A 25291-nucleotide genomic window follows, 5' to 3' on the forward strand; every position below is an offset into this window, starting at 1 on the left:
GGCGGTGCGGGCTCGCGCCGCTACACCGACCGCACGAACAGCGCGCGCAGTTTGCTCCAGAAGTCGCCGCCCAGCACGAAAAAGCTGGCGACCAGCATGGCGTCGCCCAGCAACTGCGCCTGCCACAGATTGGGCCGCAGGCCCGGCCAGATCTGGTCCACGTAGGGTTCCAGCATCGAGGTCAGGAGGGGCAGGATGAACATCACCAGCCCGATGGCGTGGCGCACCGGCCCCACCTTTTGCACGGGCGCGAGCTTTTTCGCGTGGCCGCCGATGATGGCCTTGAGCTGCTGGAATCCCTCTTTGCCCATCACGGCGATGCAGGTGATCAACAGGACTTTGTTGGCGATGAAGATGGCCCCGGTCAGCGCCGCGATACGTGAGCCGGGAATGTCCATGGCGGCACCGACGGGGATCAGGAACCACAGCGCGAACGCCAGGATGAACAATCCGATGCCGCATTTGAAGCGCCAGCCCATCGCCGGCGCGGGTGGGGTGGGCATGTCTTGGGTAGTCATGGCGGGCTCCTCTTGAGTCGTGTGAACGGTCGGCGGAACGAAAAACGGGACTGGCGCGGCGCGTGCGGCCGGGGTTCGAGCAACTGCAGCATCAGGCAGGCATACAGCGTGACGGCGATGAACAGCCCCATGCGCACGGCGAACGCCGTGTAGACGTCCTTGCCGGCGATGCTGTCCTGCACCGACTGGCCCAGCAGGATGATCAGCGTGACCAGCGTGTTCAGCCAGAAGCTGGGCGCATGGGGCGTGGGACTCAGCCGATAGAGCTTGCGCGCGATCACCAGGGCGAACAGCAGCATCCACAGGAAGTACATCCACAGGCTGGGGAAGGGCCGCAGCGCGGCCCAGAACGCCACGGCCAGCACGCCCGCCAGCAGCGTCGATCCCAGGATCTCGCGGGCGGCGCCGTGCGCCGCGGTGACGCAGCTTTGGCGGCCCAGGCCGACCGCTTTCAGGATGATGGGCATGTAGCCCAGCGGATCGGTCAGCGCCAGCAGGAAGGCCGGCAGGACCACCAGCGCCGCGCGCAAGGCCATGCGGGTCGCCTCGGCCGCGGGCAGGACGGGGGCGGGCGGCGGCGCCGGCACGCCGGGCGGCTCGGGAAACAGCCCGTGGCACACGCCCAGCACCAGCGCGGCCAGGAGCAGGCCCTTGACCAGCGCCTCGATCACCGTCACGGCCAGGCCGAAGTCGAAGGTGCCGGCCGCGGAAATCATGGTCAGGCCGATGATGAGAAAGGTGGACACCAGATTGTTGCCGCCGCGCAAGCCATGCCGGAACGCCAGGAACAGGCACAGGCCGACGAGCAGCACGCCGCAGGCCGGGTAGTAGCGCAGCAAGGGGATCAGCAGCAGGCCGGTGCCAGTGGTGAACATCGCCACCAGCGCCAGCCCCAGGCCGGCCTTCAGGGACAGCGGCCGGTTCATCTGCGCCAGCAGGAAGACCCCGAGCACCGGCGCGACCATCGGGATCGGCATGTCCAGGCCGAAACTGACGGCCAGGCAGAGCGCCGTCCCGACCCCCAGGCGCATGGCACGCTGGCCGCGGGGATCGCGGGGAAGGGGCGGGGCGTCAGTAGGCATAGGAAAGCCAGCTCATCAGCCGCAGGTACACGCGGCCCAGCGGGTTGAGCGGATTGCCGGGCCGGGGAAACGCCATGACTTCGGCCTGGCCGCCGACCCGGATGCCGCGCAGGGACGGGAGCTGCCCGGGATCGAGGTCGATGGCGACCGGAAAGCGCTGCGCCGGTCGCAGCCAGTCGCGGCTGTTCTGCACGGTGGGCAGGGTGCCTGGCGGCGTGGCGGCGCCCACGCTCACGCCGTAGCCCACGCTGCGCACCCGGCCTTCGAAGACCCGTCCGGGCAACGCATCCAGGATGATGGCCACGGGCGTGCCCGGTTCGACATGGCCCAGATTGTTCTCCGTCATGTCGGCGTTGATCCACACGTCGTGGATGGCGATCAGCGTCATCACCGGCTTGCCCGCGGACGCGAACTGGCCCGCGTCGGTGCGCAGGTCCGTGACCAGGCCCGCCGCGCGGGCGCGCACCTGCGTGTTGGCCAGATCGAGCTCGGCCTTCTCGACCGCCGCGGCCGCGCTGCGCAGCTTGGCGTTGTCTTCCTCGCTGCCGCCTTCCTGCTCGCGCGCGCGCTGGACCTCGGCGCGCGCCGCCGCGACCTGGGCCACCGCCTGTGCCAGGGTCGCGCGCGCGATCTCCAGCCGGCGCAGCGAGATCGTGCCCCGGTCCTCGCGGTACAGGCGCTCGAGGCGGGTGCTGTCCTGCCGCGCCCGCACCTCATTGGCCTGCGCGGCGCGCAGCGAGGCCTGGGCCGAATCGATGCCCGCCGTGCTGGCGCCGATCTGGCGGCGCGTGGCGTCCAGGTCGGCCCGGGCGCGGTCCAGGGCGATCCGGTACTGCTCCGGGTCGACGTCGAACAGCACCGCGCCCGCCGGCACGTCCTGGTTGTTGCGCACGTGCACCTTGGCGACGCGGCCCGATACCTCCGAGGCCACCGGCACCACGAAAGCCTCCACGCGCGCCTGCTGCGTATAGGGCGTGTAGCGGTCGGCCAGCAGATACCAGACCAGGCTCAGGACGATCACCAGCAACACCCAGCGGATGCCCTTCCTGGCCGGATCCGCGGGCGGCGGCGGGGCGGCGGGCGGTTCGGGCGGGGCGGGTGTGGCGGATCTGGCCGACGAGGGCGCGGACGCCGCGGACCTGGGACTAGTCATGGGGATCGCCTCGGTGTCGGGGGGCGCGTGGAAACGGGCGTTGGCCGTCCGGCGTCGGACAGCAGGTCGCCCCAGTTGGTGCGTTGCTGCATCTGCTCTCGTGTGGCCGGATCCAGCAGCGGCTGGTCGCTGTGCCAGCCGCCGCCCAGGGCCTTGTACAGCGCGATCAGGTCGCGCACGGCATTGCCCCGGTTCACCAGATAGGTGTCCTGCTGCGTGGCCAGGGCGCGCTGGGCATCGAGCACCCGCTGGAAGTCGGAATAGCCCTCGCGGTACAGGGCGTTGGCCAGCGTCAGCGAGCGCTTGGCCGCCAGCGCCGCGTCATACAGGATGCCGTCGCGTTCCAGGGACTTGATCAGCCCCGTGGCCGCATCGTCGGCTTCCCGCGCCGCCTGGCGCACGGCGTCCTGGTAGACGACGATGAGCTGCTGCAACCGGGCGTCCTGCACCCGCACCGTGTTGGTGATCCGGCCGTGGTCGAACACGTTCCAGGTCAGGCTGGGGCCGCCCAGCAGCGCCGAGGCGCCGGAAGTGCCGGCCAGCGACGTGGCGGTCCAGACGATGCTGCCCAACAGGGTCAGCGACGGGTAGAGGTCTGCTTTGGCCACGCCCACCTGCGCCGACTGCGCCGCGATCCGCAGCTCCGCGGCCCGGATGTCGGGACGCCGCAGCAGCAGGTTGGCGGGCACGTCCTGCAGGACCGCCCGGTCGATCAGCGGGATGACCGCTTCCTGCGCCGACAGGTCCGGCAGCTCGGGCATCGGGCCGGGCGGCTTGCCCACCAGCACGGCGAGCGCGTTACGGGTGCGGGCGATCTGGCTTTCGAACTCGGGGATGGTGCCAAGCGTACCGAGATACTGGGTGCGCGCCTGCTGCAGGTCCAATTCGTCGGTTTCGCCGCTGTTGAACAGGCGCTCGGTGATCTCGTAGCTGCGCTTCTGGATGGCCGCGTTGTCGCGGGCGATGCGCAGGCGGGCCTCGGTCGTGCGCAGCGCATAGTAGCTGTCGGCCACCTGCGCGTGCAGCAGCACCAGCACGTCCTCGCGGTTGGCCTCGGACGCGAAGTACGCCGCGTCGGCGGATTCGATGGCGCGGCTGAAGCGGCCCCAGAAATCGAGTTCCCAGCCGATGTCGAACCCCGCGCTGTATTGCCAGAAACTGCTGGGCCGGGGATTGCCCTCGGCGGACCGGGACGAGCGGCGCTGGTAGAACGCATCCGCGCCGATGACCTGGGTTTGCGGATAGGCGCCGCTGCGGGCAATGCCAAGCTGCGCGCGCGCCTCCATGATCTGCAGGCCGGCCACCTGCACGCCGGGATTGTGCGCGTCGGCCTGTGCGATCAGCGATTCGAGGATGGGGTCGTCAAAGATGCGCCACCACTCGCGGGCATCGGGCTGGGCGCCGGCTGCGGTGGCCTGTTGCAGCGCCGGGGTGTCCCATTGGTCGGACCAAGCGACCCGCTGAGGCTCGAAGTCCGGCCCCACTTGCACGCAACCGCCGAGGCAGAGCACGCCGGTCAGCAGCAGTCGATTCGAACCAGTCATCGGCCACATTGGGCACCAGGTCTGTCAAAAGCCTAACTGCAACGACCCAGGTCGGGCGGCCCGATGTTGCCGCGCGGCATGGATGCCGGATTGCCTGGCGCGGGCGCCAAGGCGGCGCCTGTGCCGGCGGGGAAGCGGCCGGTGCGCGCCGGCCCCGCGCGGGATCCGCGAGCGGCCGGGGCGAACGGGCTTGCGTCCGCATGCCAATCGATTCTATTGAGCTTTTTCCGCCGGTGCCAGCAAAACGTTTTTTGGCCAGGCCGCCCGCCGGATCGGGCCGTCGCCGGCGGGCGTGCGGGTCAACGCCGGCCGAAGAGTTTGCGCAGTCGCCAGCCAGGAGACGAGGCGTGGGGCGGCTGCAGCAACGGGGGCGCGCCGTAGCGCGTGGCCAGGACGTCGAGATCGCCCTGCGCGGGCGGGGCGTCCTGCAGCAGTTGGCGCGCCACGTTCACCATGGCGGCTTTCAGTTCCTCGACGTTCAGGGTCCGCACTTGCCAGTCGATGGATGAGAACTCGGCGGGCGTATACACCGGAAGCAGCCGGTCGATCGCCGTAAACCGGTCGTCCCGGTCGCGCCGCGCCAGCACGACCGGAATGCCCATGGCGATGCAGGGACTGGCAACGTGCAGCAGCGGCGTCACGACGATGGACGCCTCGTTCTTGTAGATGTCCAGATAGGACTGCGCCAAATCGTCCATCTTGGCGACCGACGCGTCGCTCAGCGGGATCTCGCTGACCGGTTCGCGCTGGTAGATGAGGCGCGCGCGTTCCAGGATGGGCTTGGGAATGTTCTCGAGCAGCTTTTGCTGCAGCACGCCGGATCCCGCGCCGAACGCGATGACCGGCTTGCCGCCTTCCACGGCATGTTCGCGCCGGTCGAGGGTGAGCGTCGCGCAGCCCGTCACGAAGGCCGCGATGCGATGCTTGTCGAACAGGCGTTTGGTGGCGTTGTCCCGGCAGCCGATGGGTTGGTGCTTGCGAAACAGCGCCTTGTTGTCGGCGACGACCGATTCGCTTTCGGCGTTGAAGCCGAAGAAAACAGGCTCGATCTGGGGGGACAGGGGAAAGCAGCCCTCGTGGAAACAGCCGTTCATGATGAGCTTGACCGGCGCGCCATCGTAGTTGCGCAGGGAATCGCGATCGATGCCGACGATGTTGGCGTCGTCGACGCCCAGGCGCTTGAGCAAGCGTCGTACGGCGATGGACTGGATGCTGTCGCCGACGTTGGCGGTGCGGCGCTTCGGGTTGGCGCCGTATCTGAATTCGAGGTAGCCGATTTTCTGCGTGGTCATAGGTTCTGCGTGGGTGGAGTCCGGACGGTGACCGGTCATCGGTGATTACGTCCGCCACAAATTGTAAATTATTGAGATGTGCGTCCTGGGCGGCGGTTCCGCGCCCGTCGCGCCGGCGCCCGTCAGCGCGGCGCTCGCCGCCGCCACGCCGACCCGAATCGCAGGCGCAGCCGCTCCAGCGCCAGATACACGATCGGCGTCGTGTACAGCGTCAGGAACTGGCTGATCATCAACCCGCCCACGATGGCGACGCCGAGCGGGCGGCGCAGTTCAGAGCCTTCGCCCATGCCCAGCACCAGCGGCAAGGCGCCGAGCAGGCCGGCCAGGTTGGTCATGACGATGGGCCGCAGGCGCAGCAGGGCGGCACGGTGGATGGCCTGTTCGGGGGTCAGGTTTTCGCGGCGCTCCAGGCTGAGGGCGAAGTCGATCATCAGGATGGCGTTTTTCATGACGATGCCAACCAGCAGGAACAGGCCCAGCAGCGCGATCAGGGTGAATTCGATGCCGGCCAGCCGCAACGCCAGCAGCGCGCCCACGCCCGCGGAGGGCAGCGTGGACAGGATGGTCAGCGGATGCAGGGGGCTTTCATACAGGATGCCCAGCACCAGATAGATGGCGACCAGCACGGCCAGGATCAGCCAGGGCTGGTCCTGCAGGCTTTGCTGGAAGTTGCGGGCATCGCCGCCCAGCCGGGTCTGGATGTGCGAGGGCACCATCAGTTTCGCCATGGCGGCGTCGATGGCGGCCAGCCCCTGTTCCAGCGACACGCCCGGGGCCAACGAAAAGCCCACCCACACGGCCGCGAAGAGGCCGTCGTGGTAGACGCGGTCGTTGACCAGCCCGTTGTCGTAGGTGGCAAAGGCGGTCAGCGGGACGCGGCTGCCGTCCGCCGCCACCACATGCACCTGCTCCAGGACTTCGGGGTCTTCGGTGTAGCGCGGGTCCAGCTCCAGCACGACGCGGTACTGGTTCATGGCGTCGTACAGGGTGGCGACCTGGCGCTGGCTGAATGAATTGCTCAGCACGCTGCTGACGGTCTCCATGTCCACCCCCAGCCGCTGTGCGCCGCTGCGGTCGATGTCGATCACGACCTGCTGCGTGGCGCCGTCGCCCTGGGCGTCCACGTCGCGCAGTTCGGGGATGTCCTGCATGGCGCGGGAGATCTTGCGCGACCATTCGCGCAAAGCCGGCACGTCGCTGGCCATGATGGCCAGTTCGTGGTCGCCGGAATTGCCGAGGCCGCCGGGCATGCGCAGGTCCTGGTCCACGTTCAGGAAGAACATCCCGCCTGGCACCGCGGGGGTGTTCATGCGCATCCAGTTGATGACCTCGGTGGAGGACTCCTTGCGTTCGGACGCGGGCTTCAGGCGGATCAGGAAGAGCGAATTGCTGATGCCCAGGCCGCCGCCGTTGTAGCCGATGACGTCCTGCACGGCCGGGTGCTTGAGCACCAGTTGCCGGTATTGGTCGATCTTGGGCTGCATGACCTGGAACGAAAAGCCGTCGTCGCCGCGCACGAAGCCCATGAGCTGGCCGGTGTCCTGGACCGGCAGAAAGCCCTTGGGGGCCTGGACGTACAGATAGACATTCAGGCCGACGACGCCGGCCAGGATCAGCAGCGTCAGCCGGGCATGGCCCAGCACGCGCGCCAACGACGTCCCGTACCAGTGGTGCACGCGGGCAAAGGCCGCCTGCAGGCGCGAAGGCCGCGGCGCGACGTGGCCCGCGGGGCGCAGCCAGCGCGCGCACAGCGCCGGGATGATGGCCACGGACACCACCAGCGAAATCACGGTGGCGGCCACCAGCGTGATGGAGAACTCGCGGAACAGCCGCTCCACCAGCCCGCCCATGAAGAGGATGGACACGAAAACCACGCTCAGCGCCACCGTCATGGCGACCAGGGTGAAGCCCACTTCGCGCACGCCGCGCAGCGCGGCCTTGACCGGGGTGAGCCCGCGTTCGAGGTGGCGCGAGATGTTCTCCAGCACGACGATGGCGTCGTCCACCACCAGCCCCGCCGCCACGATCAGCGCCATCAGCGACAGGTTGTTCAGCGAAAAGCCCCACGCGAACATGACGGCAAACGTGGCGATCAGGCACACGGGAATCGCCACGCTGGGAATCGCGGCGGCGCGGGCGTTGCCCAGGAACAGCCACACCACCAGGATCACCAGCCCGGCGGCCAGCGCCAAGGTGATGTGGGCTTCGCGCAGCGTGGCCTTGATACCCGGCGAACGGTCCAGCGCCACGGTCAGGTCCACGTCGGCGGGCATCAGCTGGCGCAGGCCTGGCAGCGCCTGGTTGATGGCCTCGATGGTTTCAATGATGTTCGAACCCGGCTGGCGGCTGATCGTCAGCACCACCGCCGGATTGCCGTTGTGGAAACCGCTGCTGTAGCGGTTTTCGACCGAGTCGCTGACGCGCGCCACCTGCGACAGCCGGATCACGGCGCCGTTCTGGTAGCGCACGATCAGGCTGTCGTAGTCGCTCGCGCGGCGCGGCTGCTCGGGCGTGCCGACTTCCCAGCGCCGCGCGGCCGAATCGAGCTGGCCTTGCGGGCCCATGGGCGCGGCGTCCGAAATCGCCTCCCGCACGTCGTCCAGCGCCACGCCGTAGTGGGCCAGCGCATTGGGATTGACCTGCACCCGCACCGCGGGCAGCGAGCTGCCGCCCAGGGTCACTTCGCCCACGCCGCCGATCTGCGAAATCTTCTGCGCCAGCACCGTCGACCCCAGGTCGTAGAGCTGGCCGGCGGGCCGGGTGGCGGAGCTGATCGCCAGCGCCATGATGGGCGCCTGCGACGGGTTGACCTTGCGGTAAGTGGGATTGCCGGGCATGCCCGCGGGCAGTTCGGCCCGCGCGGCGTTGATCGCGGCCTGCACGTCGCGCGCGGCTTCGTCGATGTTCCGGTCCAGCTCGAACTGAAGCTGCACGCGGGTCGATCCCTGGTTGCTGGACGAACTCATGGAACTGACGCCCGCGATGCTGCCCAGCGCCCGCTCCAGCGGCGCGGCCACCGTGCTGGCCATGCTCTCGGGGCTGGCGCCCGGCAGGTCGGCCCGCACCTCGATGGTCGGAAAATCCACCTGGGGCAGCGGCGCCACCGGCAGCAGCCGCCAGGCGACGGCGCCAAGCAGGGTCAGCGCCAGCGCCAGGAAAATGCAGGCGACCGGCCGGTGCAGCAGCGCCCGGATCATGGGGCGGGGCCTTCGGCGCCGGGCGCGGGCGTGGCCTGGGCGCGCCGATGGCCCAGACGGTGGAAGAAGAGGTAGACGGCGGGCGTGGTGAACAGCGTCAGGACCTGGCTGACCAGCAGTCCTCCAACCATGACCCAGCCCAGCGGCTGGCGCAGTTCGGCGCCGGAACCCGTCGCCAGCATCAGCGGCAGCGCGCCGAACAGGGCGGCCAGCGTCGTCATCAAGATGGGCCGCAGCCGCAGCAGCGCGGCCTCGCGGATCGCGTCCTGGGGCGCGAGGCCGCGCGTGCGCTCGGCCTCCAGCGCAAAGTCCACCATCATGATGCCGTTCTTCTTGACCAGTCCGATCAGGAGGATGATGCCGATGACGGCGATCAGGTCCAGCGGCCGGCCCGTGATCAGCAGGGCCAGCAGCGCGCCCACGGTGGCCGAGGGCAGGGTGGACAGAATGGTGACCGGATGGATCGCGCTTTCATACAGCATGCCCAGCACCAGGTACATGGTCACCACCGCCGCCAGCATCAGCCACAGCGTGTTGGACAGCGACGCCTGGAAGGCGGACGCCGCGCCCTGCAGGCGCAGCTCCACGCTTTCGGGCATGCCGATCTCTTGCCGGGCCGCCTCGATGGCGGCGATGGTCTGGCCCAGCGAGCCGCCGGGCGGCAGGTTGAACGACAGGTTCACCGCCGGGAACTGGGACAGGTGATTGACCGCCAGCGGCGCGGCGCGCTCGCTCACGGTGGCCAGGGCGGACAGCGGAATGGCCTGCCCGTTTTCCGTCTGCAGATGGATGCGTTCCAGCGCCTCGGGGCTGGTCGCCATCGACCGGTCCACTTCCAGCACCACGCGGTACTGGTTGGACTGGGTGAACAGCGTGGCGACCTGGCGCTGGCCGAAGGCGTTGTAGAGCGCCTGCGCCACGTCGTCCATCGTGACGCCCAGGCGCGCGGCGGCGTCGCGCGAGACCTCCAGATACGCCTGTCGCCCTCCGCCCTGCAGATCGGACGACACATCGGCCAGCTCGGGCGCCTGGGCCAGCCGCTGCATCAGCGCGGCGGTCCAGCGCGACAGCAGCGCGCCGTCGGGCGAGGTCAGGCTGAACTGGTATTGGCCGCGGCTGACGCGGTCTTCGATGTTGAGTTCCTGCACGGGTTGCAGATAGAGCGAAATGCCCTGCACCTCGCGGGCGCGCGCGTCCAGCCGCGCCATGATGTCGGCCAGCGGCGCGCTGCGTTCGTGCCAGGGCTTGAGGTTGACCAGCAGCCGCCCCGTGTTCAGCGTGGCGTTCATGCCGTCGATGCCGATGAAGGACGACAGGGTGGCGACGTCCGGATCGGCCAGCAGGCGCTGCGCCACCGCCTGCTGGCGGCGCGACATGGCGTCGAACGACGTGCTTTGCGCCGACTGGGTCACGCCCTGCAGCACGCCGCCGTCCTGCACCGGGAAGAAGCCCTTGGGCACCGCCAGGTACAGCAGGCCGGTGAGCGCCACGGTTGCCAGCATCGCCAGCAGGGTCAGCCGCTGGTGGCGCAGCGTCACGTCCAGCCATCCGGCATAGCGCGCCTGCAAGCGGTCCAGCAGCCCGGGCCGCGCGGGGGCGTGCGCGGGCAGCAGCCGCGCGCACATCATGGGCGTCAAGGTCAGCGACACCGCCAGCGAGATCAGGATGGCGACGGCCAGGGTGATGGCGAACTCGCGGAACAGCCGGCCCACCACGTCTTCCATGAAGAGCAGCGGAATCAGCACCGCGATCAGCGACAGGGTCAGGGACACCAGCGTAAAGCCGATCTGCCCCGCGCCCTTGAGCGCGGCGGCCATGGGGCTGTGGCCTTGTTCGCGGTAGCGCGCGATGTTCTCCAGCATGACGATGGCGTCGTCCACGACGAAGCCCGCGCCGATCGTCAGCGCCATCAGCGTGAGGTTGTTGGTGGAAAAGCCGGCCAGGTACATGAAGCCGAAGGTGCCGATCAGGGAGAGCGGCACGGCCAGGCTGGGGATCAGGGTGGCGGGCAGGTTGCGCAGGAACAGGAACGTCACCAGCACCACCAGGCCCACGGCGAAGGCCAGCTCCCACTGCACCCCGCGCACCGACGCGCGGATGCTGTCGGTGCGGTCGGTCAGGATGCGGACCTGCACGGCCGCGGGCAGGCTGGCGGTCAGTTGCGGCAGCAGCGCCTTGACCTGGTCGGCCACGGCGATGACGTTGGCGCCGGGCTGGCGCTGGATGTTCACCAGCACGGCGGGCTGGCTGTCGACCCAGGCGGCCAGGTAGCGGTCCTCGGCCCCGTCCTCGACCGTGGCGATCTGGCCCAGGCGAACCGGCGCGCCGTTCTTCCAGGCGACGATCAGCTCGCGGTATTCCTCGGCGCTCTGGAGCTGGTCATTGGCGTCCATGATGACGGACCGCACCGGACCATCGAAGCTGCCCTTGGGCTGGTTGGAATTGGCCTTGGCGATGGCCTCCTGCACGTCTGACAACTGCAGCCCGCGCGCGGCCAGCGCCATCGGATTGACCTGCACGCGCACGGCCGGGCGCTGTCCGCCGGCCAGGCTGACCATGCCCACGCCCGAGAGCTGCGACAGCCGCTGGGTCATGCGCGTGTCGACCAGATCGTAGACCTTGGGCAGGGGCAGGGAATCGGACGTGACCGCCAGCGTCAGGATCGGCACGTCCGCCGGGTTGACCTTGCGGTAGACGGGCGGCGTGGGCAGGTCGTTCGGCAGCAGCGAATCGCTGGCGCTGATGGCCGCCTGCACCTCCTGTTCCGCCACGCCCAGCGGCACGTCCAGGGCGAACTGCAGCGTGATGACCGAGATGCCGCTGCCGCTGGTGGAGGACATCTGCTTGAGGCCCGGGATCTGCCCGAAGCGGCGCTCCAGCGGCGCCGTGACGGCGCGCGCGGTCACGTTGGGACTGGCGCCGGGATACGGCGTGGTCACCTGGATGATGGGGTAGTCGACCTGCGGCAGCGCGGCCACGGGCAGCATGCGCAGGGCCAACAGGCCCGACAGCAGCAGGGCGATCATCAGGAAGGACGTGGCGACCGGGCGCAGGATGAAGGGGCGCGACAGGCTCATGCGGGATTCCTTTTGCTAGCCTTGCGGGTCGATGCGCCGGGCAGCTTGCGGGGCAATTTGCGGGTCGACTTGCGGGTCGATGTGCGGGGCGATGTGCTGGTCGACGACCTGCACGGCGCGGCCATCGTGCAGGCGGTCCACGCCTTCGACCACGACGCGCTCGTCCGGGGCCAGGCCCGCCAGCACGACGATGCGGCCGGCGTTGGCCGGGCCCAGTTCCAGCACCCGGCGCGTCGCCCGGGCATCGTCGCCGATGACGAACACGAACGCGCCTTCGGAACCGTACTGCACCGCGGCGCTCGGGATGGTCACCACGTTGTCCCGCTGCACCACGGCCAGCCGGATGTTCACGAACTGATTGGGAAACAGCGATTCGTCGGCATTGTCGAAGCGGGCGCGCAGCCGCACCGTGCCGCTGGCGGCCTGGATGCGGTTGTCCAGCGCCTCCAGCGTGCCTTCGGCAAGGATCCGGCGGTCATCGGCGTCCCAGGCCTGCACGCGCAGTACCGGGTTGTCGGCCTGGGCTCGTCGCAGGATGTCCAGGCGGGTCTCCGAAATGCTGAACAGGGCCGAGATGGGCGCCATCTGCACCAGGGTGGTCAAGCCGTCGGCGTCGGCCGCGCGCACCTGGTTGCCCGCGTCGACGCGCCGCAGCCCGACACGGCCGGCGTGCGGCGCGACGATGCGGGTCAGGTCCAGAAGGCGCCGGGCATCGGCGACCTGCGCCTGGTGCTTCTGGCGCTGCGCGGCATAGGCGCGCACCTGGGCTTCGGCGGCATCGAGCTGCTGGCCCGCCACGGCCTCCTGGCGCGCCAGCTTGCGGTAACGCCGCAGGTCCGCTTCGGCGTTGTCCAGCAGCGCCTGCGTCTGCGCCAGTTCGCCCTCGGCCGACGCCAGCGCGGTCAGGTACGGGCGCGGATCGATCTCCGCCAGCAACTGGCCCCGGGCCACGGCCTGGCCTTCGGTGTAGTGCAGCCGGATCAGTTCGCCGTCGACCTGGCTGCGTACGGTGACCTGCGCCAGCGGGGTGATGGTGCCCAGCGCGTGCAGGTCGCGCTGCAGCGGGCCGATGCGCGCGGCGGCGACGCTGACCGCGACGGGCAGTTTTCCGTAGTTGGGCAACGGCGGAGCAGCAGAGCCCTTGTCGCCCGCGAGCCAGGCCGCCGCTCCGATCAGCAGGGCCAGCAACAGGGCGGCCGCGATCAGGATCAGGCGGGAGCGTGTAGGGGAGGGGCCCGCAAGGGAGCGCAGGGACATCAGGGCTGCCAGGCAAGGGGGTAGCGGACAGGCGAGATTCTATATTAATAATAATGATTAGCGTTATTAAGGCCGACGATCAAGCAGGGTTTGCGCGTATCGCGCCGGCCTTGGGCGCCGGTATCGTTTAGAGTGGCGGCTGTTTTCAATACCGAGTTTGCAAGGAGTGGGTCCATGGGCGAAAAATCCCTCGAAAGTCCGCGTGAGTTATGCGAGCGCCTGCAGGAAAGGCTGGCGGCCGAGCGCGCCCGGCTGGCGCAGTGGCAGCAGGTCGAATCGGAATACCAGCGCAAGTACACGCAGGCGCTGCGTCCGCTGGAAGAAAAGCTCAATCAGCTGCGCTACAAGCTGGTGCTGTGTTTTGATCACGCGAACAAGGAAATGGGCCTGTCCAAGTCCGAACGCCAGTTCGTGTCCGAACTGGTCACGGAATTCGCGGAAGAGCTGCTGGTGCTGTCGGCCAAGACCGAGCTGCCCGCAGGCTGCGACACGGCGCGGCTCAGGACGCTCTACAAGAAGCACAGCCGCGCCGACTACGATGCGCATCTGGCCGGACTGGTGGAAAGCGCGCGCGACGAGCTGGCCGACGCGCTGGACCTGGACGACGCCGACCTGGACACGCTGTCGCCCATGCAGTTGCTGCAGGTCATTCAGGATCAATACGACGACGAGGACGCGGAAGAATTGCTGGAGTACGCCCGCGCCGTGAAGCTGCCGTCCGTGCCGAACGCCGCGGCCTGGCAGGCGTTGCAGCAGGCCGAACACGACCGGCTGGCCCAGGCCGCGCAGGCCCCCGCGTTGCAGGCCGTCGTGCAGCCTGCCAGCGACATTCCCGACAGCGGGCTGCAGGAGGCCAACGCGGTGCTCGCCGCCCAGCTCGATGAGGTTCTCAGCCAGGTCGAGTTCGCCGAGGAAGGCTTCAAGCTGCGCTATGAACTGGACCCGTTCGCGTCCTTTGACCCGGACACGGTGATGGAAGAGCTGGATGCCGACATCAAGGATGTCCAGGAATACATCCAGGAGCTGGAGCACGAGGTCATGCAGTTCTCGGACGAGTCGCTGCTCAAGGCCTGGGTGAAGGCGATGCGGCGCGAAGTCGCCGCGATGGAGCGCCGCGAAGGGCGGCGTTGACGGGTCCTGCCGTCAATCGGCGCCCTTGGGCCGCGACACCGGCATCACCCGCATGACCGGCGCCGCCGGCCTGGCCGCGGCGTCCGCGCGCGGCCGGATCATCATCGGGAAGAACCGCCACAGGTACAGGCCCAGCGCCAGCGCCCAGGCGGTGGCCGACGCATGCAGCAGGCCCAGCGTGGCGGCCGTGGGCAGCAAGGCCGCCAGCCGCAGCAGGGCCGCCAGGATCATCAGCGCGTAGCTCACGACCATGCTGCGGTCCGTCTGCAGCGGGCGGCCCAGGTGGCCCAGCGCGGTGCGCGTCACCATACCCAGGATCAGCACCGAGAATCCCGCAACGCCGATGACGTGGGCCGGCCACGCCTGCCGCACAACAAATCCGCCCAGTTGCGCGGCGCCCACCAGCAAGCCGATGCCCAGGCCGAGGTAGCCGGCATAGAGGATCCACAGCAACGGCACGCGGCGCACGGCCCACGGTTTCCATGACACCCACTGGACCAGCGCGACCGCGCCGCTTGCCGCCAGCGCCAGCGCGGCGGCCTGCTGCGCGCCCGCCAGCAGGCAGGCGATGGCGACGATGCCGGCGCCCAATTGCCAATGGCCGCTGCGGGTGTGGGGGGGAATGTCCAGCCCGGCGACGGCGCGCTTGGCGAAAAACGGCATGACGCGGCGCGCGATCAGCAGGGTCAGCACGGCCATGGACAGCAGGCCGGCGTTGAAATAGCGCATCAGCGTCAGGTAGTCGCCCTGGACCGTGGCCCAGAGATACAGCGCGTTGGTCGCGCCCAGCGCCAGCAGCAGGAAGGGCACGCCGTAGTTGCGCTGATTGCGCGTGACGGCGACCGCGCGTCCCAGCGCGCCGGCCGCCCACGCGAAGAACAGCACATCGACCGCCGCGGCGACCAGGAAGGCGGGCCGGCCGGGCACGAGGTAGCCCACGCGCGCCACGATCCACAGTGCGCACAGGACGGCCAGCGGATTGCCGCGCAGCGGGTTCCTACCGGTCCAGTTGGCCCCCGCCGTCAGCAGAAAGCCCACGGCAATCGTCGCCACAAAGCCCCACAGCATTTCGTGCGCGTGCCAGAACATGCCGTTCAGCACGCCCGTCAGGCGCGCGGGCGCATGCACCCACAGCAGCACGGAAATCAGCGCCCAGCAACACCCGGCCAGGTAGAGCGGGCGAAACCCCATTTCGGTGAAAGCGGCCCAGGAGGGCGGCGGGCGGCGCGCGGGCCGTGCGGGTTCTTCGATGGAGAGCAGCGTCGTCATGGTCTGGCCCTTGCGCCATGCCGGCGCGGGGTTGCGGTTTTGAACGTGTATTTGAAATACATATTAACTCCGCGGGCCGGCCGCCGTGTCGGCTGGAATTGATCCAGCGCAAGCCTGGCCGGATCGCCCGCATGACTAGGCACATCGGAAATGCCCCTTTGGCCGGCTGGGGAATGGTGAGCCGTAGGCGGCCTCCTTAGGCTAGCCACATAGGAATTCGTCAGCAAAAGCGAGACTAACCATGGCAGCACATCAATCCTCGGCCGGCGCGCCGATGCGGGTCCTGATATCCAGTACGTTTGCCTTCACCATCTGCTTTGCGGTGTGGATGATCTTCGCCGTGCTGGGCATTCCCATCAAGAACCAGCTCGGCCTGTCCGAAACGCAATTCGGCCTGCTGGCCGCCATGCCGGTCCTGACCGGCTCTCTTGTCCGGGTGCCCCTGGGCATCTGGACCGACCGCTACGGCGGCCGTCCCGTGTTCTTTGTGCTGATGCTGCTGGCGGTGGCGCCGATCTGGCTGCTGTCCTACGCCACCGAGTACTGGCACTTCCTGGTGCTGGCGCTTTTCGTCGGCCTGACCGGCGGTTCGTTCTCGGTGGGTACGCCCTACGTGGCCCGCTGGTTCCCGCGCAACAAGCAGGGCCTGGCGATGGGCGTCTTCGGCGCCGGCAATTCCGGCTCGGCCATCACCAAGTTCGTGGCGCCCGCGCTGATCGCCTCCGCCGGCGGCGCGTGGGTCATCGTGCCGCAGGTGTACGCCGTGGCGCTGCTGGTCACCGCGATCCTCTTCTGGCTGTTTTCGTCGTCCGATCCCTCGCACCGCGTCGCAGGCGGCGCGTCGCTGTCGGCCCAGTTCGCCATGCTCAAGGACCCGCGCGTCTGGCGCTACTGCCAGTACTACTCGGTGGTGTTCGGCGGCTACGTGGCGCTGGCGCTCTGGATGACCAAGTACTACATCGGCGAATACGGCTTCGACATGAAGCTGGCCGCGCTGCTGGCCGCATGTTTCTCGCTGCCCGGCGGCGTGCTGCGCGCCTTGGGCGGCTGGATCTCCGACCGCTACGGCGCCTACAAGACCACCTGGTGGGTGATGTGGGTGTGCTGGGTCGCGTTCTTCATCCTGAGCTACCCGCAAACCGAGTTCACCATTCTGACCGCCGGCGGCCCGCGCTCGTTCGGCATCGCCCTGGGCCCCGTCACGTTCACGATCCTGCTGTTCATCGTGGGCATCGCGATGGCCATCGGCAAGGCCTCGGTCTTCAAGTTCATCTCCGATGAGTTCAGCGGCAACATCGGCGCCGTGTCCGGCATCGTCGGCCTGGCCGGCGGCCTGGGCGGCTTCGTGCTCCCCATCATGTTCGGCGTGCTGCTGGACCTGACGGGCATCCGCTCCAGCGCGTTCATGCTGCTGTACGGCACCGTCTGCGTTTCGCTCGTCTTCATGCATTTCAGTTTCCGGCCCGAAAGCGCGGCCATCGCCCGGCAGCAAGCCGCCTGACCCACCACCCCCACCCCCTGAGAGAATCCCATGTCCACTCATGTTCTTGCGCGCTGGGAACCGGATAATCCCGGTTTCTGGAAACAGACCGGCGCGCGCGTCGCCAACCGCAATCTGTGGATCTCGATCCCGGCGCTGATGCTGGCGTTCAGCATCTGGATGCTGTGGAGCGTGGTCGTGGTCAACCTGGACCGCGCCGGCTTCATGCTGTCCAAGAACCAGCTTTTCTGGCTGACGGCGCTGCCCGCGCTGTCGGGCGCCACGCTGCGTATCTTCTACTCCTTCCTGGTGCCCGTCTTCGGCGGGCGCAAGTGGACCGCCATCTCGACCGCCTCGCTGCTGATTCCGGCGCTGGGCATGGGCTTCGCGCTGCGCGACCCGACCACCTCGTTTCCGACGCTGCTGATCCTGGCGCTCTTGTGCGGCTTGGGCGGCGGCAACTTCAGTTCCAGCATGGCCAACATCAGCTTCTTCTTTCCCAAGGAAAAGAAGGGCCTGGCCACCGGCCTGAACGCGGGGATCGGCAACCTGGGCGTGTCGCTGGTGCAGTTCGTGGTGCCGGTCGTGATCTCGGTGGGCGTCTTCGGCGTGGCCGGCGGCGAGCCCCAGGTCATCACCGCCAACGGCGCGCAGCAGAACCTGTGGCTGCAGAACGCCGGCTTCATCTGGGTGCTGCCCATCGCGCTGGCGTCGATCGCGGCGTGGTTCGGCATGAACGACATCGCCGACGCGCGCGCCTCTTTCGCCGACCAGGCCGTGATCTTCAAGCGCAAGCACAACTGGCTGATGTGCTGGCTGTACGTGGGCACCTTCGGGTCCTTCATCGGCTTCTCGGCGGGTTTCGCCATGCTGACCAAGACCCTGTTCCCGACGGTGAACCCGATGGCCTATGCGTTCCTGGGCCCGCTGGTGGGGTCCCTGACGCGCCCCGTGGGGGGCTGGATCTCGGACAAGCTGGGCGGCGCGCGGGTCACGCTGTTCACCTTCGCCGGGATGATCGCGGCGGTGGCCGGCGTGATGATGTTCCTGCCGGCCGGCGGCCGCGCGGGCGACTTCAATGGCTTCCTGTCGATGTTCATCGTGCTGTTCGCGCTGACCGGCGTGGGCAATGGCTCGACGTTCCGCATGATTCCCGTGATCTTCCTGCGTGAGCGCACGCAGGCCGCCCAGGGCAAGGGGCCGGCCGCGCAAAAGCAGGCCACGGCGGACGCCGCCAAGGAATCGGCGGCGGTGCTGGGCTTCTCGGGCGCCATCGGGGCGTACGGGGGCTTCTTCATTCCGCGCAGCTTCGGCACGTCGCTGGAGATGACGGGCAGCGTGCAGACCGCGCTGTACTGCTTCATCGCCTTCTACGCCACCTGCATGGTCATCACCTGGTGGTACTACGCGCGCCGCAACGCGCCCGTGCCGTGCTGACGGCCGGATGGGGACCGGGACCGGGACCGGCTAGTCCGGCCCGCCCGGGTGTCTAGTCACTCTGCCGACCCCTGGTTGTGCCACCGGCGAATGGTCCGGCGCACGCCCCAGCCCTAAAGTGGTTTCAACAGCATCGATCGCAGTACGCGCCGGGAAGCCCGGCGTTCTTGGAGAAACACAATGAGTCATTTTCTGGACCGGTTGAAGTTCATGTCGCGGGTGAAGTCCACCTTCGCGGACGGTCACGGCGAAACGGTCAACGAAGACCGCAAGTGGGAGAACGCCTACCGCGCCCGCTGGCAGCACGACAAGGTGGTGCGCTCCACGCACGGCGTGAACTGCACCGGCTCCTGCTCCTGGAAGGTGTATGTCAAGAACGGCCTGATCACCTGGGAAACGCAGCAGACGGATTACCCGCGCACGCGGCCCGACCTGCCCAACCACGAGCCGCGCGGCTGTCCCCGCGGCGCGTCGTACAGCTGGTACGTGTACTCGGCGCAACGCGTGAAGTACCCCATGATCCGCGGCCGCCTGATCGAAATGTGGCGCGAGGCCCGCAAGACCATGGACCCGATCGCGGCCTGGGAATGGATCAGCCAGGACCCCAAGCGCGCCAAGCGCTACAAGTCGGTGCGCGGCCTGGGCGGCTTCGTGCGCGCGGACTGGGACACGGCCACGGAGATCATTGCCGCCGCCAACGCGCTCACCATCAAGAAGTACGGTCCGGACCGCGTGATCGGCTTCTCGCCCATCCCCGCCATGTCCATGGTCAGCTACGCCGCCGGCGCCCGCTACCTGAGCCTCTTGGGCGGAGCCTGCCTCAGCTTCTACGACTGGTATTGCGACCTTCCCCCCGCCAGCCCGCAGATCTGGGGCGAGCAGACCGACGTGCCGGAATCGGCCGACTGGTACAACTCGACCTACCTGATGGTGTGGGGCTCGAACGTCCCGCAGACCCGCACGCCGGACGCGCACTTCTACACGGAAGTCCGCTACAAAGGCACCAAGACGGTGGCCGTGTCCAGCGACTTCGGTGAAATGGTCAAGTTCGGCGACATCTGGCTGGCGCCCAAGCAGGGCACCGACGCCGCGCTGGCCATGGCCATGGGCCACGTGATCCTCAAGGAATTCCACCTGTCGGGCAAGTCGGCCTATTTCACGGACTACGTGCGCCGCTACACCGACATGCCGATGCTGGTGCAGCTCAAGCAGCGCGACGGCTTCTACGCGCCGGACCACTTCCTGCGCGCCTCGCAACTGGACAACGCGCTGGGCGAACAGAACAACCCCGACTGGAAGACGCTGGTGCTGGACGAGACCAGCGGCGACCTGGTGGCGCCCAACGGCAGCATCGGCTTCCGCTGGGGCGAGGGCGCCGTGAACGGCGGCGAGAAGGTCGGCCGCTGGAACCTGGAATCGAAGGACGGCGGCACGGGGCGCGAGATCGTCCCGACGCTGACCCTCGTGGGCCAGTCGGACGAGGTGGTCGGCGTGGGCTTCCCGTACTTCGGCAGCGAACACGACGAGCTGCTGGTGCGCAACGTGCCGGCCCGCCGCATCCGCCTGGCCGATGGCAGCGAGGCCCTGGTCGCCACGGTGTACGACCTGCAGATGGCCAACTACGGCCTGGACCGCGGCCTGGGCGGCGGCAACGTCGCGTCCTCGTACGACGATGACGTGCCCTACACCCCGGCCTGGCAGGAAAAGCACACCAGCGTGCCGCGCGCGCAGGTCATCCAGGTGGCGCGCGAGTTCGCGCAGAACGCGCACGACACCGAAGGCAAGTCCATGGTCATCGTCGGCGCCGGCCTGAACCACTGGTACCACATGGACATGATTTACCGCGGCATCATCAACATGCTGATGATGTGCGGTTGCGTGGGCAAGAGCGGCGGCGGCTGGGCACATTACGTCGGCCAGGAAAAGCTGCGTCCGCAGTTCGGCTGGGCGCCGCTTGCCTTTGCCGCGGACTGGGTCCGCCCGCCGCGCCAGATGAATGGCACGTCCTTCTTCTATGCGCACACCAGCCAGTGGCGCCATGAAAAGCTGAACGTGCAGGAAGTGCTTGGCCCCACCGCCGACCGCGCCAAGTACGGCGACCTCAGCATGATCGACCTGAACGCCCGCGCTGAGCGCATGGGCTGGCTGCCGTCGGCCCCGCAGCTGCGCACCAATCCGCTGGACGTGGTGGCGCAGGCCGACAGCCTGGGCAAGGATCCGGTCGCGCACGCCGTCGAGCTGATGAAATCCGGCGAACTGCGCATGTCCTGCGAAAACCCGGACGACCCGGCCAACTTCCCGCGCAACATGTTCGTGTGGCGCTCCAACATCCTGGGCTCCAGCGGCAAGGGCCACGAGTACTTCCTGAAGTACCTGCTGGGCACGCAGAACGCGGTGTTCGGCGACGAAGCCGCCGCCATCAAGCCGACCGAAGTCACCTACGAGGAAGACGCCGCCGAAGGCAAGCTGGACCTGCTGACGGTGCTGGATTTCCGCATGAGCACCACCTGCCTGTACGGCGACATCGTGTTGCCCACGGCCACCTGGTACGAAAAGGACGACCTCAACACGTCCGACATGCACCCGTTCATCCACCCCTTGAGCGAAGCCGTGCAGCCGCTCTGGGAAAGCAAGACCGACTGGGAGATCTACAAGCTGCTGGCCAAGAAGTTCAGCGACATCGGCGGCCCGTACCTGGGCAAGCGCCGCGACCTGGTGCTGACCCCGCTGATGCACGACACCCCGGGAGAACTGGGCCAGGCCTTCGAGCCCAAGGACTGGAAGCTGGGCGAGTGCGACCTGATCCCCGGCAAGACCGCGCCGTCCATGACGGTGGTCGAACGCGACTACAACGACATCTACCGCAAGTTCACGTCGGTGGGGCCGTTGCTGGACAAGCTGGGCAATGGCGGCAAGGGCATCAACTGGAACACCCAGCACGAAGTCCACGAACTGGCCGGCATCAATGAAAGCGTCACCGAAGCCGGCGTCAGCCAGGGCCGTCCGCGCCTGGACACGGCCATCGACGCGGCCGAAATGATCCTGACCTTCGCGCCCGAGACCAACGGCCACGTGTCGGTCAAGGCCTGGGAGGCACTGGGCAAGATCACCGGACGCGACCACACGCACCTGGCCGTCGGCCGCGAGCACGACAAGATCCGTTTCCGCGACATCCAGGCGCAGCCGCGCAAGATCATCTCGGCGCCCACCTGGTCCGGCCTGGAAAGCGAAGAGGTCAGCTACAACGCCGGCTATACCAACGTGCATGAACTGATCCCATGGCGCACGCTGACCGGCCGCCAGCAGTTCTACCAGGATCACCGCTGGATGCTGGACTTTGGCGAGGGCTCGTGCGTGTACAAGCCGGCCATCGACACCAAGACGGTCGCGCCCATGCTGGGCAAGTACCCGAACGGCGAAAAGGAACTGGTCCTGAACTGGATCACGCCGCACCAGAAGTGGGGCATCCACAGCACGTACTCGGACAACCTGCGCATGCTGACGCTGTCGCGCGGCGGTCCCCACGTGTGGGTGTCCGAGGCCGAGGCCAAGCAGGCCGGGCTGGTCGACAACGACTGGGTGGAAGTGTTCAACGTGAACGGCACGCTGACCGCCCGCGTGGTCGTGAGCCAGCGCGTGCCGGTCGGCATGTGCCTGATGTACCACGCGCAGGAAAAGATCGTGAACGTGCCCGGCGCCGAAACCAGCGGCAAGCGCGGCGGGATCCACAACTCGGTCACGCGCACCGTGCTCAAGCCCACGCACATGATCGGCGGCTACGCCCAGCAGGCCTACGGCTTCAACTACTACGGCACCGTGGGCGCCAACCGCGACGAATTCGTGGTCGTGCGCAAGATGAACAAGGTGGACTGGCTGGAAGGCCCGCTCGTCGAAGAACTGCAACAAGAAGAGAAGCAATCATGAGGATACGCGCCCAAATCGGCATGGTGCTGAACCTGGACAAGTGCATCGGCTGCCACACTTGCTCGGTCACCTGCAAGAACGTCTGGACCAGCCGCGACGGTGTCGAATACGCCTGGTTCAACAACGTGGAAACCAAGCCCGGCATCGGCTATCCGAAGGAATGGGAGAACCAGAAAAAGTGGAAGGGCGGCTGGACCCGCACCGCCGCGGGCAAGCTGGAACCGCGCCAGGGCGGCAAGCTGCGCATCCTGGCCAACCTCTTCGCCAACCCGAACCTGCCCGCCATCGACGACTACTACGAGCCGTTCACCTACGACTACGAGCACCTGCAGAACGCGCCGCTGTCGCAGACCCCGCCCACGGCGCGTCCGGTGTCGGTCTTGACCGGCAAGAAGATGGACAAGATCCAGTGGGGCCCGAACTGGGAAGACGACCTGGGCGGCGAATTCAGCGCCCGCAGCCGCGATGCGCTGTTTGAAGGCGTGCAGAAGGAGATGTACTCGACCTTCGAGAACACCTTCATGATGTACCTGCCGCGCCTGTGCGAGCACTGCCTGAACCCGGCCTGTGTCGCGAGCTGCCCGTCCGGTTCCATCTACAAGCGCGAAGACGACGGCATCGTCCTGGTCGACCAGGACAAGTGCCGCGGCTGGCGCATGTGCATCTCGGGCTGCCCGTACAAGAAGATCTACTACAACTGGAGCAGCGGCAAGGCCGAGAAGTGCACGTTCTGCTATCCGCGCATCGAGGCCGGCCAGCCGACCGTGTGCTCGGAAACCTGCGTGGGCCGCATCCGTTACCTGGGCGTGCTGCTGTACGACGCCGACCAGATCGAAAGCGCCGCGTCCACCGCCAGCGAGCAGGACCTGTACGAAGAACAGCTCGGTCTCTTTTTGGATCCGCATTCGCCCGAGGTGATCGCCGCCGCGCGCGAGCAGGGCATCCCGGAATCGTGGCTGGAAGCCGCCCGCAACTCGCCGGTCTACAAGATGGCCGTGCAGTGGAAGGTCGCCTTCCCGCTGCATCCGGAATACCGCACGCTGCCCATGGTCTGGTACATCCCGCCGCTGTCGCCCATCCAGACGGCCGCCGAGGCCGGCAAGATGCCGCAGCGCACCGTGGGCAAAAGCGGCATGATCCCCGACGTGTCGTCGTTGCGCATCCCCGTGCGCTACCTGGCCAACCTGCTGACCGCCGGCAAGGAAGCGCCGGTGCTGCAGGCCCTGGAACGCATGCTGGCCATGCGCGCCTACAAGCGGTCCGAAACCGTCCACGGCGAACGCGACACGGCCCTTTTGGACCAGGTGGGCCTGTCCGAGGAAACCGTGCAGGACATGTATCGCATCATGGCCATCGCCAACTACGAGGACCGCTTCGTCGTGCCCAGCAGCCACAAGGAAGTGGTCGAGGACAGCTTCAACGAAAAGGGCAGTTGCGGCTTCACGTTCGGCAACGGCTGCTCGGGCGGCGTGTCGGAAGGATCCCTGTTCGGCCGCAAGCCGCAAGGCAGCGAAATCTTCATCGAGATGCCCAAGTCCCGCAAGAAGGCCGTGTCGGCCTGAGGAAAGGAGAAAACCATGAGCCTGTACCGCCTGCTTTCCGCCATGCTGTGCTACCCCGAGCCCGAACTGCTGGACCACCTGGGCGAACTGGAAGCCGCCATCGCGGCCTATCCGGACGCCGAGGAAACCCTGCAGCCGCTGGTGGGCTACCTGGCCGCCAACGACCTGATCCCGCTGCAGGAAAACTACGTCGCCACCTTCGACCGCAACCGCTCGCACTCGCTGCACCTGTTCGAACACGTGCACGGCGAAAGCCGCGACCGCGGCCAGGCCATGGTCGACCTGCTGGACACCTACCGCGAGCATGGCTTTGAGCCGATGGTGTCCGAACTGCCGGACCACGTGCCGCTGTTCCTGGAATTCCTGGGGGTCATCGACCCCGACAAGGCGCAGGAACTGCTGGACGAAGCCATCCACGTGCTCGCGGCCATCGGCGCCCGCCTGGCCAAGGGCGACAGCCCCTACGCCTGCATCTTCGCGGTGCTGCGGGCCCAATCCCGCGTGGTCCCGCGCGTGCAGACCGAGGCGCCGGTGCGCGACATGGACGAGGCGATGGAGATCTTCGGCGCCGGCGCGGACGGCGTGGAGCCGCTGCTGCGGCCGTTCTCGGGCGACGGCGCGCAGACCGTGCGCTTCTATCCCCGTTCGCCCGCGACCCATTAACGCTCAGGACGACGCATCATGAATTCCCTGAATCAGTTTCTCTTTGGCATTTATCCCTACATCGCGCTGACGGTCTTCCTGCTGGGCAGCCTGGCGCGCTTCGAGCGCGAGCAGTACACCTGGAAGTCCGACAGCTCGCAGCTGCTGCACCGGGGCCAACTGCGCCTGGGCAACATCCTGTTCCACATCGGCATCCTGGGCCTGTTCTTCGGGCATCTGGTCGGGCTGCTGACGCCGGTCATCGTGTGGGACACGCTGGGCGTGTCGCATTCCCTGAAGCAGATGGTCGCGATGGTGGCCGGCGGCGTAATGGGCGGGCTGTGCCTGATCGGCCTCTTGATCCTGATCCACCGCCGCCTGACGGACCCGCGCATCGCCCGCGCCACCCGGCCGGGCGACAAGCTCCTGCTGCTGTGGATCCTGGTCACGCTGCTGCTGGGCCTGTCCACCATCGTGCTGTCGGCCGGCCACATGGACGGCGAGATGATGGTGCACCTGATGACCTGGGCGCAGCACATCGTCACCTTCCAGGGCGACGCCGCCAGCTATATCGCCGGCGTGCCGCTGCTGTTCAAGGCGCACCTCTTCATGGGCCTGACGCTCTTCGTGATCTTCCCGTTCACCCGCCTGGTGCACGTGTGGAGCGGCTTCGCGTCGGTCGGCTATCTGGGCCGCGCCTGGCAGCTGGTCCGCCCGCGCTGATCC

The 25291-nt window shown here is 67.8% G+C and carries 16 protein-coding genes; 7 read left to right on the plus strand and 9 right to left on the minus strand.

Going from position 1 to position 25291, the window contains the following annotated elements; genetic code table 11:
• Positions 1-20 precede the first annotated feature (20 nt).
• The 8 genes from ACZ50Q_RS13395 to ACZ50Q_RS13430 all read right to left on the minus strand — a co-directional run bounded on the left by ACZ50Q_RS13395 (position 21) and on the right by ACZ50Q_RS13430 (position 13120).
• The gene (locus ACZ50Q_RS13395) at positions 21-518 is read right to left on the minus strand and encodes a transporter suffix domain-containing protein (protein ID WP_464081831.1); all 498 of its coding nucleotides are present in this window, start codon (positions 516-518) and stop codon (positions 21-23) included.
• Positions 515-1600 (minus strand): DUF2955 domain-containing protein, encoded by a 1086-nt coding sequence (locus ACZ50Q_RS13400; protein WP_464081832.1) that lies wholly within the window; start codon positions 1598-1600, stop codon positions 515-517. The genes ACZ50Q_RS13395 and ACZ50Q_RS13400 overlap by 4 nt, the downstream gene beginning before the upstream one ends.
• Positions 1590-2753, minus strand: coding sequence for an HlyD family secretion protein (locus tag ACZ50Q_RS13405; protein ID WP_464081833.1), 1164 nt, complete (start codon positions 2751-2753; stop codon positions 1590-1592). The genes ACZ50Q_RS13400 and ACZ50Q_RS13405 overlap by 11 nt, the downstream gene beginning before the upstream one ends.
• The gene (locus ACZ50Q_RS13410) at positions 2750-4306 is read right to left on the minus strand and encodes an efflux transporter outer membrane subunit (RefSeq protein ID WP_464081834.1); all 1557 of its coding nucleotides are present in this window, start codon (positions 4304-4306) and stop codon (positions 2750-2752) included. The genes ACZ50Q_RS13405 and ACZ50Q_RS13410 overlap by 4 nt, the downstream gene beginning before the upstream one ends.
• Before the next feature lie 290 nt (positions 4307-4596).
• Positions 4597-5589 (minus strand): polysaccharide pyruvyl transferase family protein, encoded by a 993-nt coding sequence (locus ACZ50Q_RS13415; protein ID WP_464081835.1) that lies wholly within the window; start codon positions 5587-5589, stop codon positions 4597-4599.
• Positions 5590-5711: 122 nt separating this feature from the next.
• Positions 5712-8786, minus strand: a complete 3075-nt coding sequence (locus ACZ50Q_RS13420; RefSeq protein WP_464081836.1) for an efflux RND transporter permease subunit — start codon at positions 8784-8786, stop codon at positions 5712-5714.
• Positions 8783-11863 (minus strand): multidrug efflux RND transporter permease subunit, encoded by a 3081-nt coding sequence (locus ACZ50Q_RS13425; RefSeq protein ID WP_464081837.1) that lies wholly within the window; start codon positions 11861-11863, stop codon positions 8783-8785. The genes ACZ50Q_RS13420 and ACZ50Q_RS13425 overlap by 4 nt, the downstream gene beginning before the upstream one ends.
• Positions 11864-11878: 15 nt before the next feature.
• On the minus strand, positions 11879-13120 hold the full coding sequence (locus ACZ50Q_RS13430) for an efflux RND transporter periplasmic adaptor subunit (RefSeq protein ID WP_464081838.1): 1242 nt from the start codon (positions 13118-13120) through the stop codon (positions 11879-11881).
• A 174-nt stretch (positions 13121-13294) separates the two neighbouring features.
• Here ACZ50Q_RS13430 and ACZ50Q_RS13435 point away from each other — a divergent pair, with 174 nt between their 5' ends.
• Positions 13295-14251: a molecular chaperone DnaJ gene (locus ACZ50Q_RS13435; protein WP_464081839.1), complete on the plus strand. Its 957-nt coding sequence runs from the start codon at positions 13295-13297 to the stop codon at positions 14249-14251.
• 12 nt (positions 14252-14263) lie between these two features.
• Here the strand turns inward: ACZ50Q_RS13435 and ACZ50Q_RS13440 are convergent, their stop codons facing one another.
• Positions 14264-15520: an NnrS family protein gene (locus tag ACZ50Q_RS13440; RefSeq protein WP_464081840.1), complete on the minus strand. Its 1257-nt coding sequence runs from the start codon at positions 15518-15520 to the stop codon at positions 14264-14266.
• A 241-nt stretch (positions 15521-15761) separates the two neighbouring features.
• On the opposite strand from ACZ50Q_RS13440, the gene ACZ50Q_RS13445 reads away from it, so the two are divergent.
• From ACZ50Q_RS13445 to narI, 6 genes are all read left to right on the plus strand, one after another.
• Positions 15762-17021, plus strand: coding sequence for an MFS transporter (locus ACZ50Q_RS13445; protein WP_076520633.1), 1260 nt, complete (start codon positions 15762-15764; stop codon positions 17019-17021).
• Positions 17022-17051: 30 nt separating this feature from the next.
• On the plus strand, positions 17052-18437 hold the full coding sequence (locus ACZ50Q_RS13450; protein ID WP_464081841.1) for a NarK family nitrate/nitrite MFS transporter: 1386 nt from the start codon (positions 17052-17054) through the stop codon (positions 18435-18437).
• Positions 18438-18617: 180 nt separating this feature from the next.
• Positions 18618-22361, plus strand: a complete 3744-nt coding sequence (locus ACZ50Q_RS13455) for a nitrate reductase subunit alpha (RefSeq protein WP_464081842.1) — start codon at positions 18618-18620, stop codon at positions 22359-22361.
• Positions 22358-23923 (plus strand): nitrate reductase subunit beta, encoded by a 1566-nt coding sequence (gene narH, locus ACZ50Q_RS13460; RefSeq protein WP_464081843.1) that lies wholly within the window; start codon positions 22358-22360, stop codon positions 23921-23923. Before ACZ50Q_RS13455 ends, narH begins: the two co-directional genes overlap by 4 nt.
• A 15-nt stretch (positions 23924-23938) precedes the next feature.
• Complete coding sequence (gene narJ, locus ACZ50Q_RS13465; RefSeq protein WP_464081844.1) at positions 23939-24586, plus strand: nitrate reductase molybdenum cofactor assembly chaperone; 648 nt, start codon at positions 23939-23941, stop codon at positions 24584-24586.
• A gap of 18 nt (positions 24587-24604) precedes the next feature.
• A complete protein-coding gene (narI, locus tag ACZ50Q_RS13470; RefSeq protein WP_076520638.1) occupies positions 24605-25288 on the plus strand; it encodes a respiratory nitrate reductase subunit gamma in 684 nt (227 codons plus the stop codon).
• Positions 25289-25291: the final 3 nt, after the last annotated feature.

It is taken from the genome of Achromobacter sp. T5-5 (assembly GCF_055397965.1).

What these genes read in the sequence shown, in the direction of transcription:
- ACZ50Q_RS13395 (WP_464081831.1), bottom strand. Translation starts at nt 518, where the DNA reads ATGACTACCCAAGACATGCCCACCCCACCCGCGCCGGCGATGGGCTGG.
- ACZ50Q_RS13400 (WP_464081832.1), bottom strand. Translation starts at nt 1,600, where the DNA reads ATGCCTACTGACGCCCCGCCCCTTCCCCGCGATCCCCGCGGCCAGCGT.
- ACZ50Q_RS13405 (WP_464081833.1), bottom strand. Translation starts at nt 2,753, where the DNA reads ATGACTAGTCCCAGGTCCGCGGCGTCCGCGCCCTCGTCGGCCAGATCC.
- ACZ50Q_RS13410 (WP_464081834.1), bottom strand. Translation starts at nt 4,306, where the DNA reads ATGTGGCCGATGACTGGTTCGAATCGACTGCTGCTGACCGGCGTGCTC.
- ACZ50Q_RS13415 (WP_464081835.1), bottom strand. Translation starts at nt 5,589, where the DNA reads ATGACCACGCAGAAAATCGGCTACCTCGAATTCAGATACGGCGCCAAC.
- ACZ50Q_RS13420 (WP_464081836.1), bottom strand. Translation starts at nt 8,786, where the DNA reads ATGATCCGGGCGCTGCTGCACCGGCCGGTCGCCTGCATTTTCCTGGCG.
- ACZ50Q_RS13425 (WP_464081837.1), bottom strand. Translation starts at nt 11,863, where the DNA reads ATGAGCCTGTCGCGCCCCTTCATCCTGCGCCCGGTCGCCACGTCCTTC.
- ACZ50Q_RS13430 (WP_464081838.1), bottom strand. Translation starts at nt 13,120, where the DNA reads ATGTCCCTGCGCTCCCTTGCGGGCCCCTCCCCTACACGCTCCCGCCTG.
- ACZ50Q_RS13435 (WP_464081839.1), top strand. Translation starts at nt 13,295, where the DNA reads ATGGGCGAAAAATCCCTCGAAAGTCCGCGTGAGTTATGCGAGCGCCTG.
- ACZ50Q_RS13440 (WP_464081840.1), bottom strand. Translation starts at nt 15,520, where the DNA reads ATGACGACGCTGCTCTCCATCGAAGAACCCGCACGGCCCGCGCGCCGC.
- ACZ50Q_RS13445 (WP_076520633.1), top strand. Translation starts at nt 15,762, where the DNA reads ATGGCAGCACATCAATCCTCGGCCGGCGCGCCGATGCGGGTCCTGATA.
- ACZ50Q_RS13450 (WP_464081841.1), top strand. Translation starts at nt 17,052, where the DNA reads ATGTCCACTCATGTTCTTGCGCGCTGGGAACCGGATAATCCCGGTTTC.
- ACZ50Q_RS13455 (WP_464081842.1), top strand. Translation starts at nt 18,618, where the DNA reads ATGAGTCATTTTCTGGACCGGTTGAAGTTCATGTCGCGGGTGAAGTCC.
- narH (WP_464081843.1), top strand. Translation starts at nt 22,358, where the DNA reads ATGAGGATACGCGCCCAAATCGGCATGGTGCTGAACCTGGACAAGTGC.
- narJ (WP_464081844.1), top strand. Translation starts at nt 23,939, where the DNA reads ATGAGCCTGTACCGCCTGCTTTCCGCCATGCTGTGCTACCCCGAGCCC.
- narI (WP_076520638.1), top strand. Translation starts at nt 24,605, where the DNA reads ATGAATTCCCTGAATCAGTTTCTCTTTGGCATTTATCCCTACATCGCG.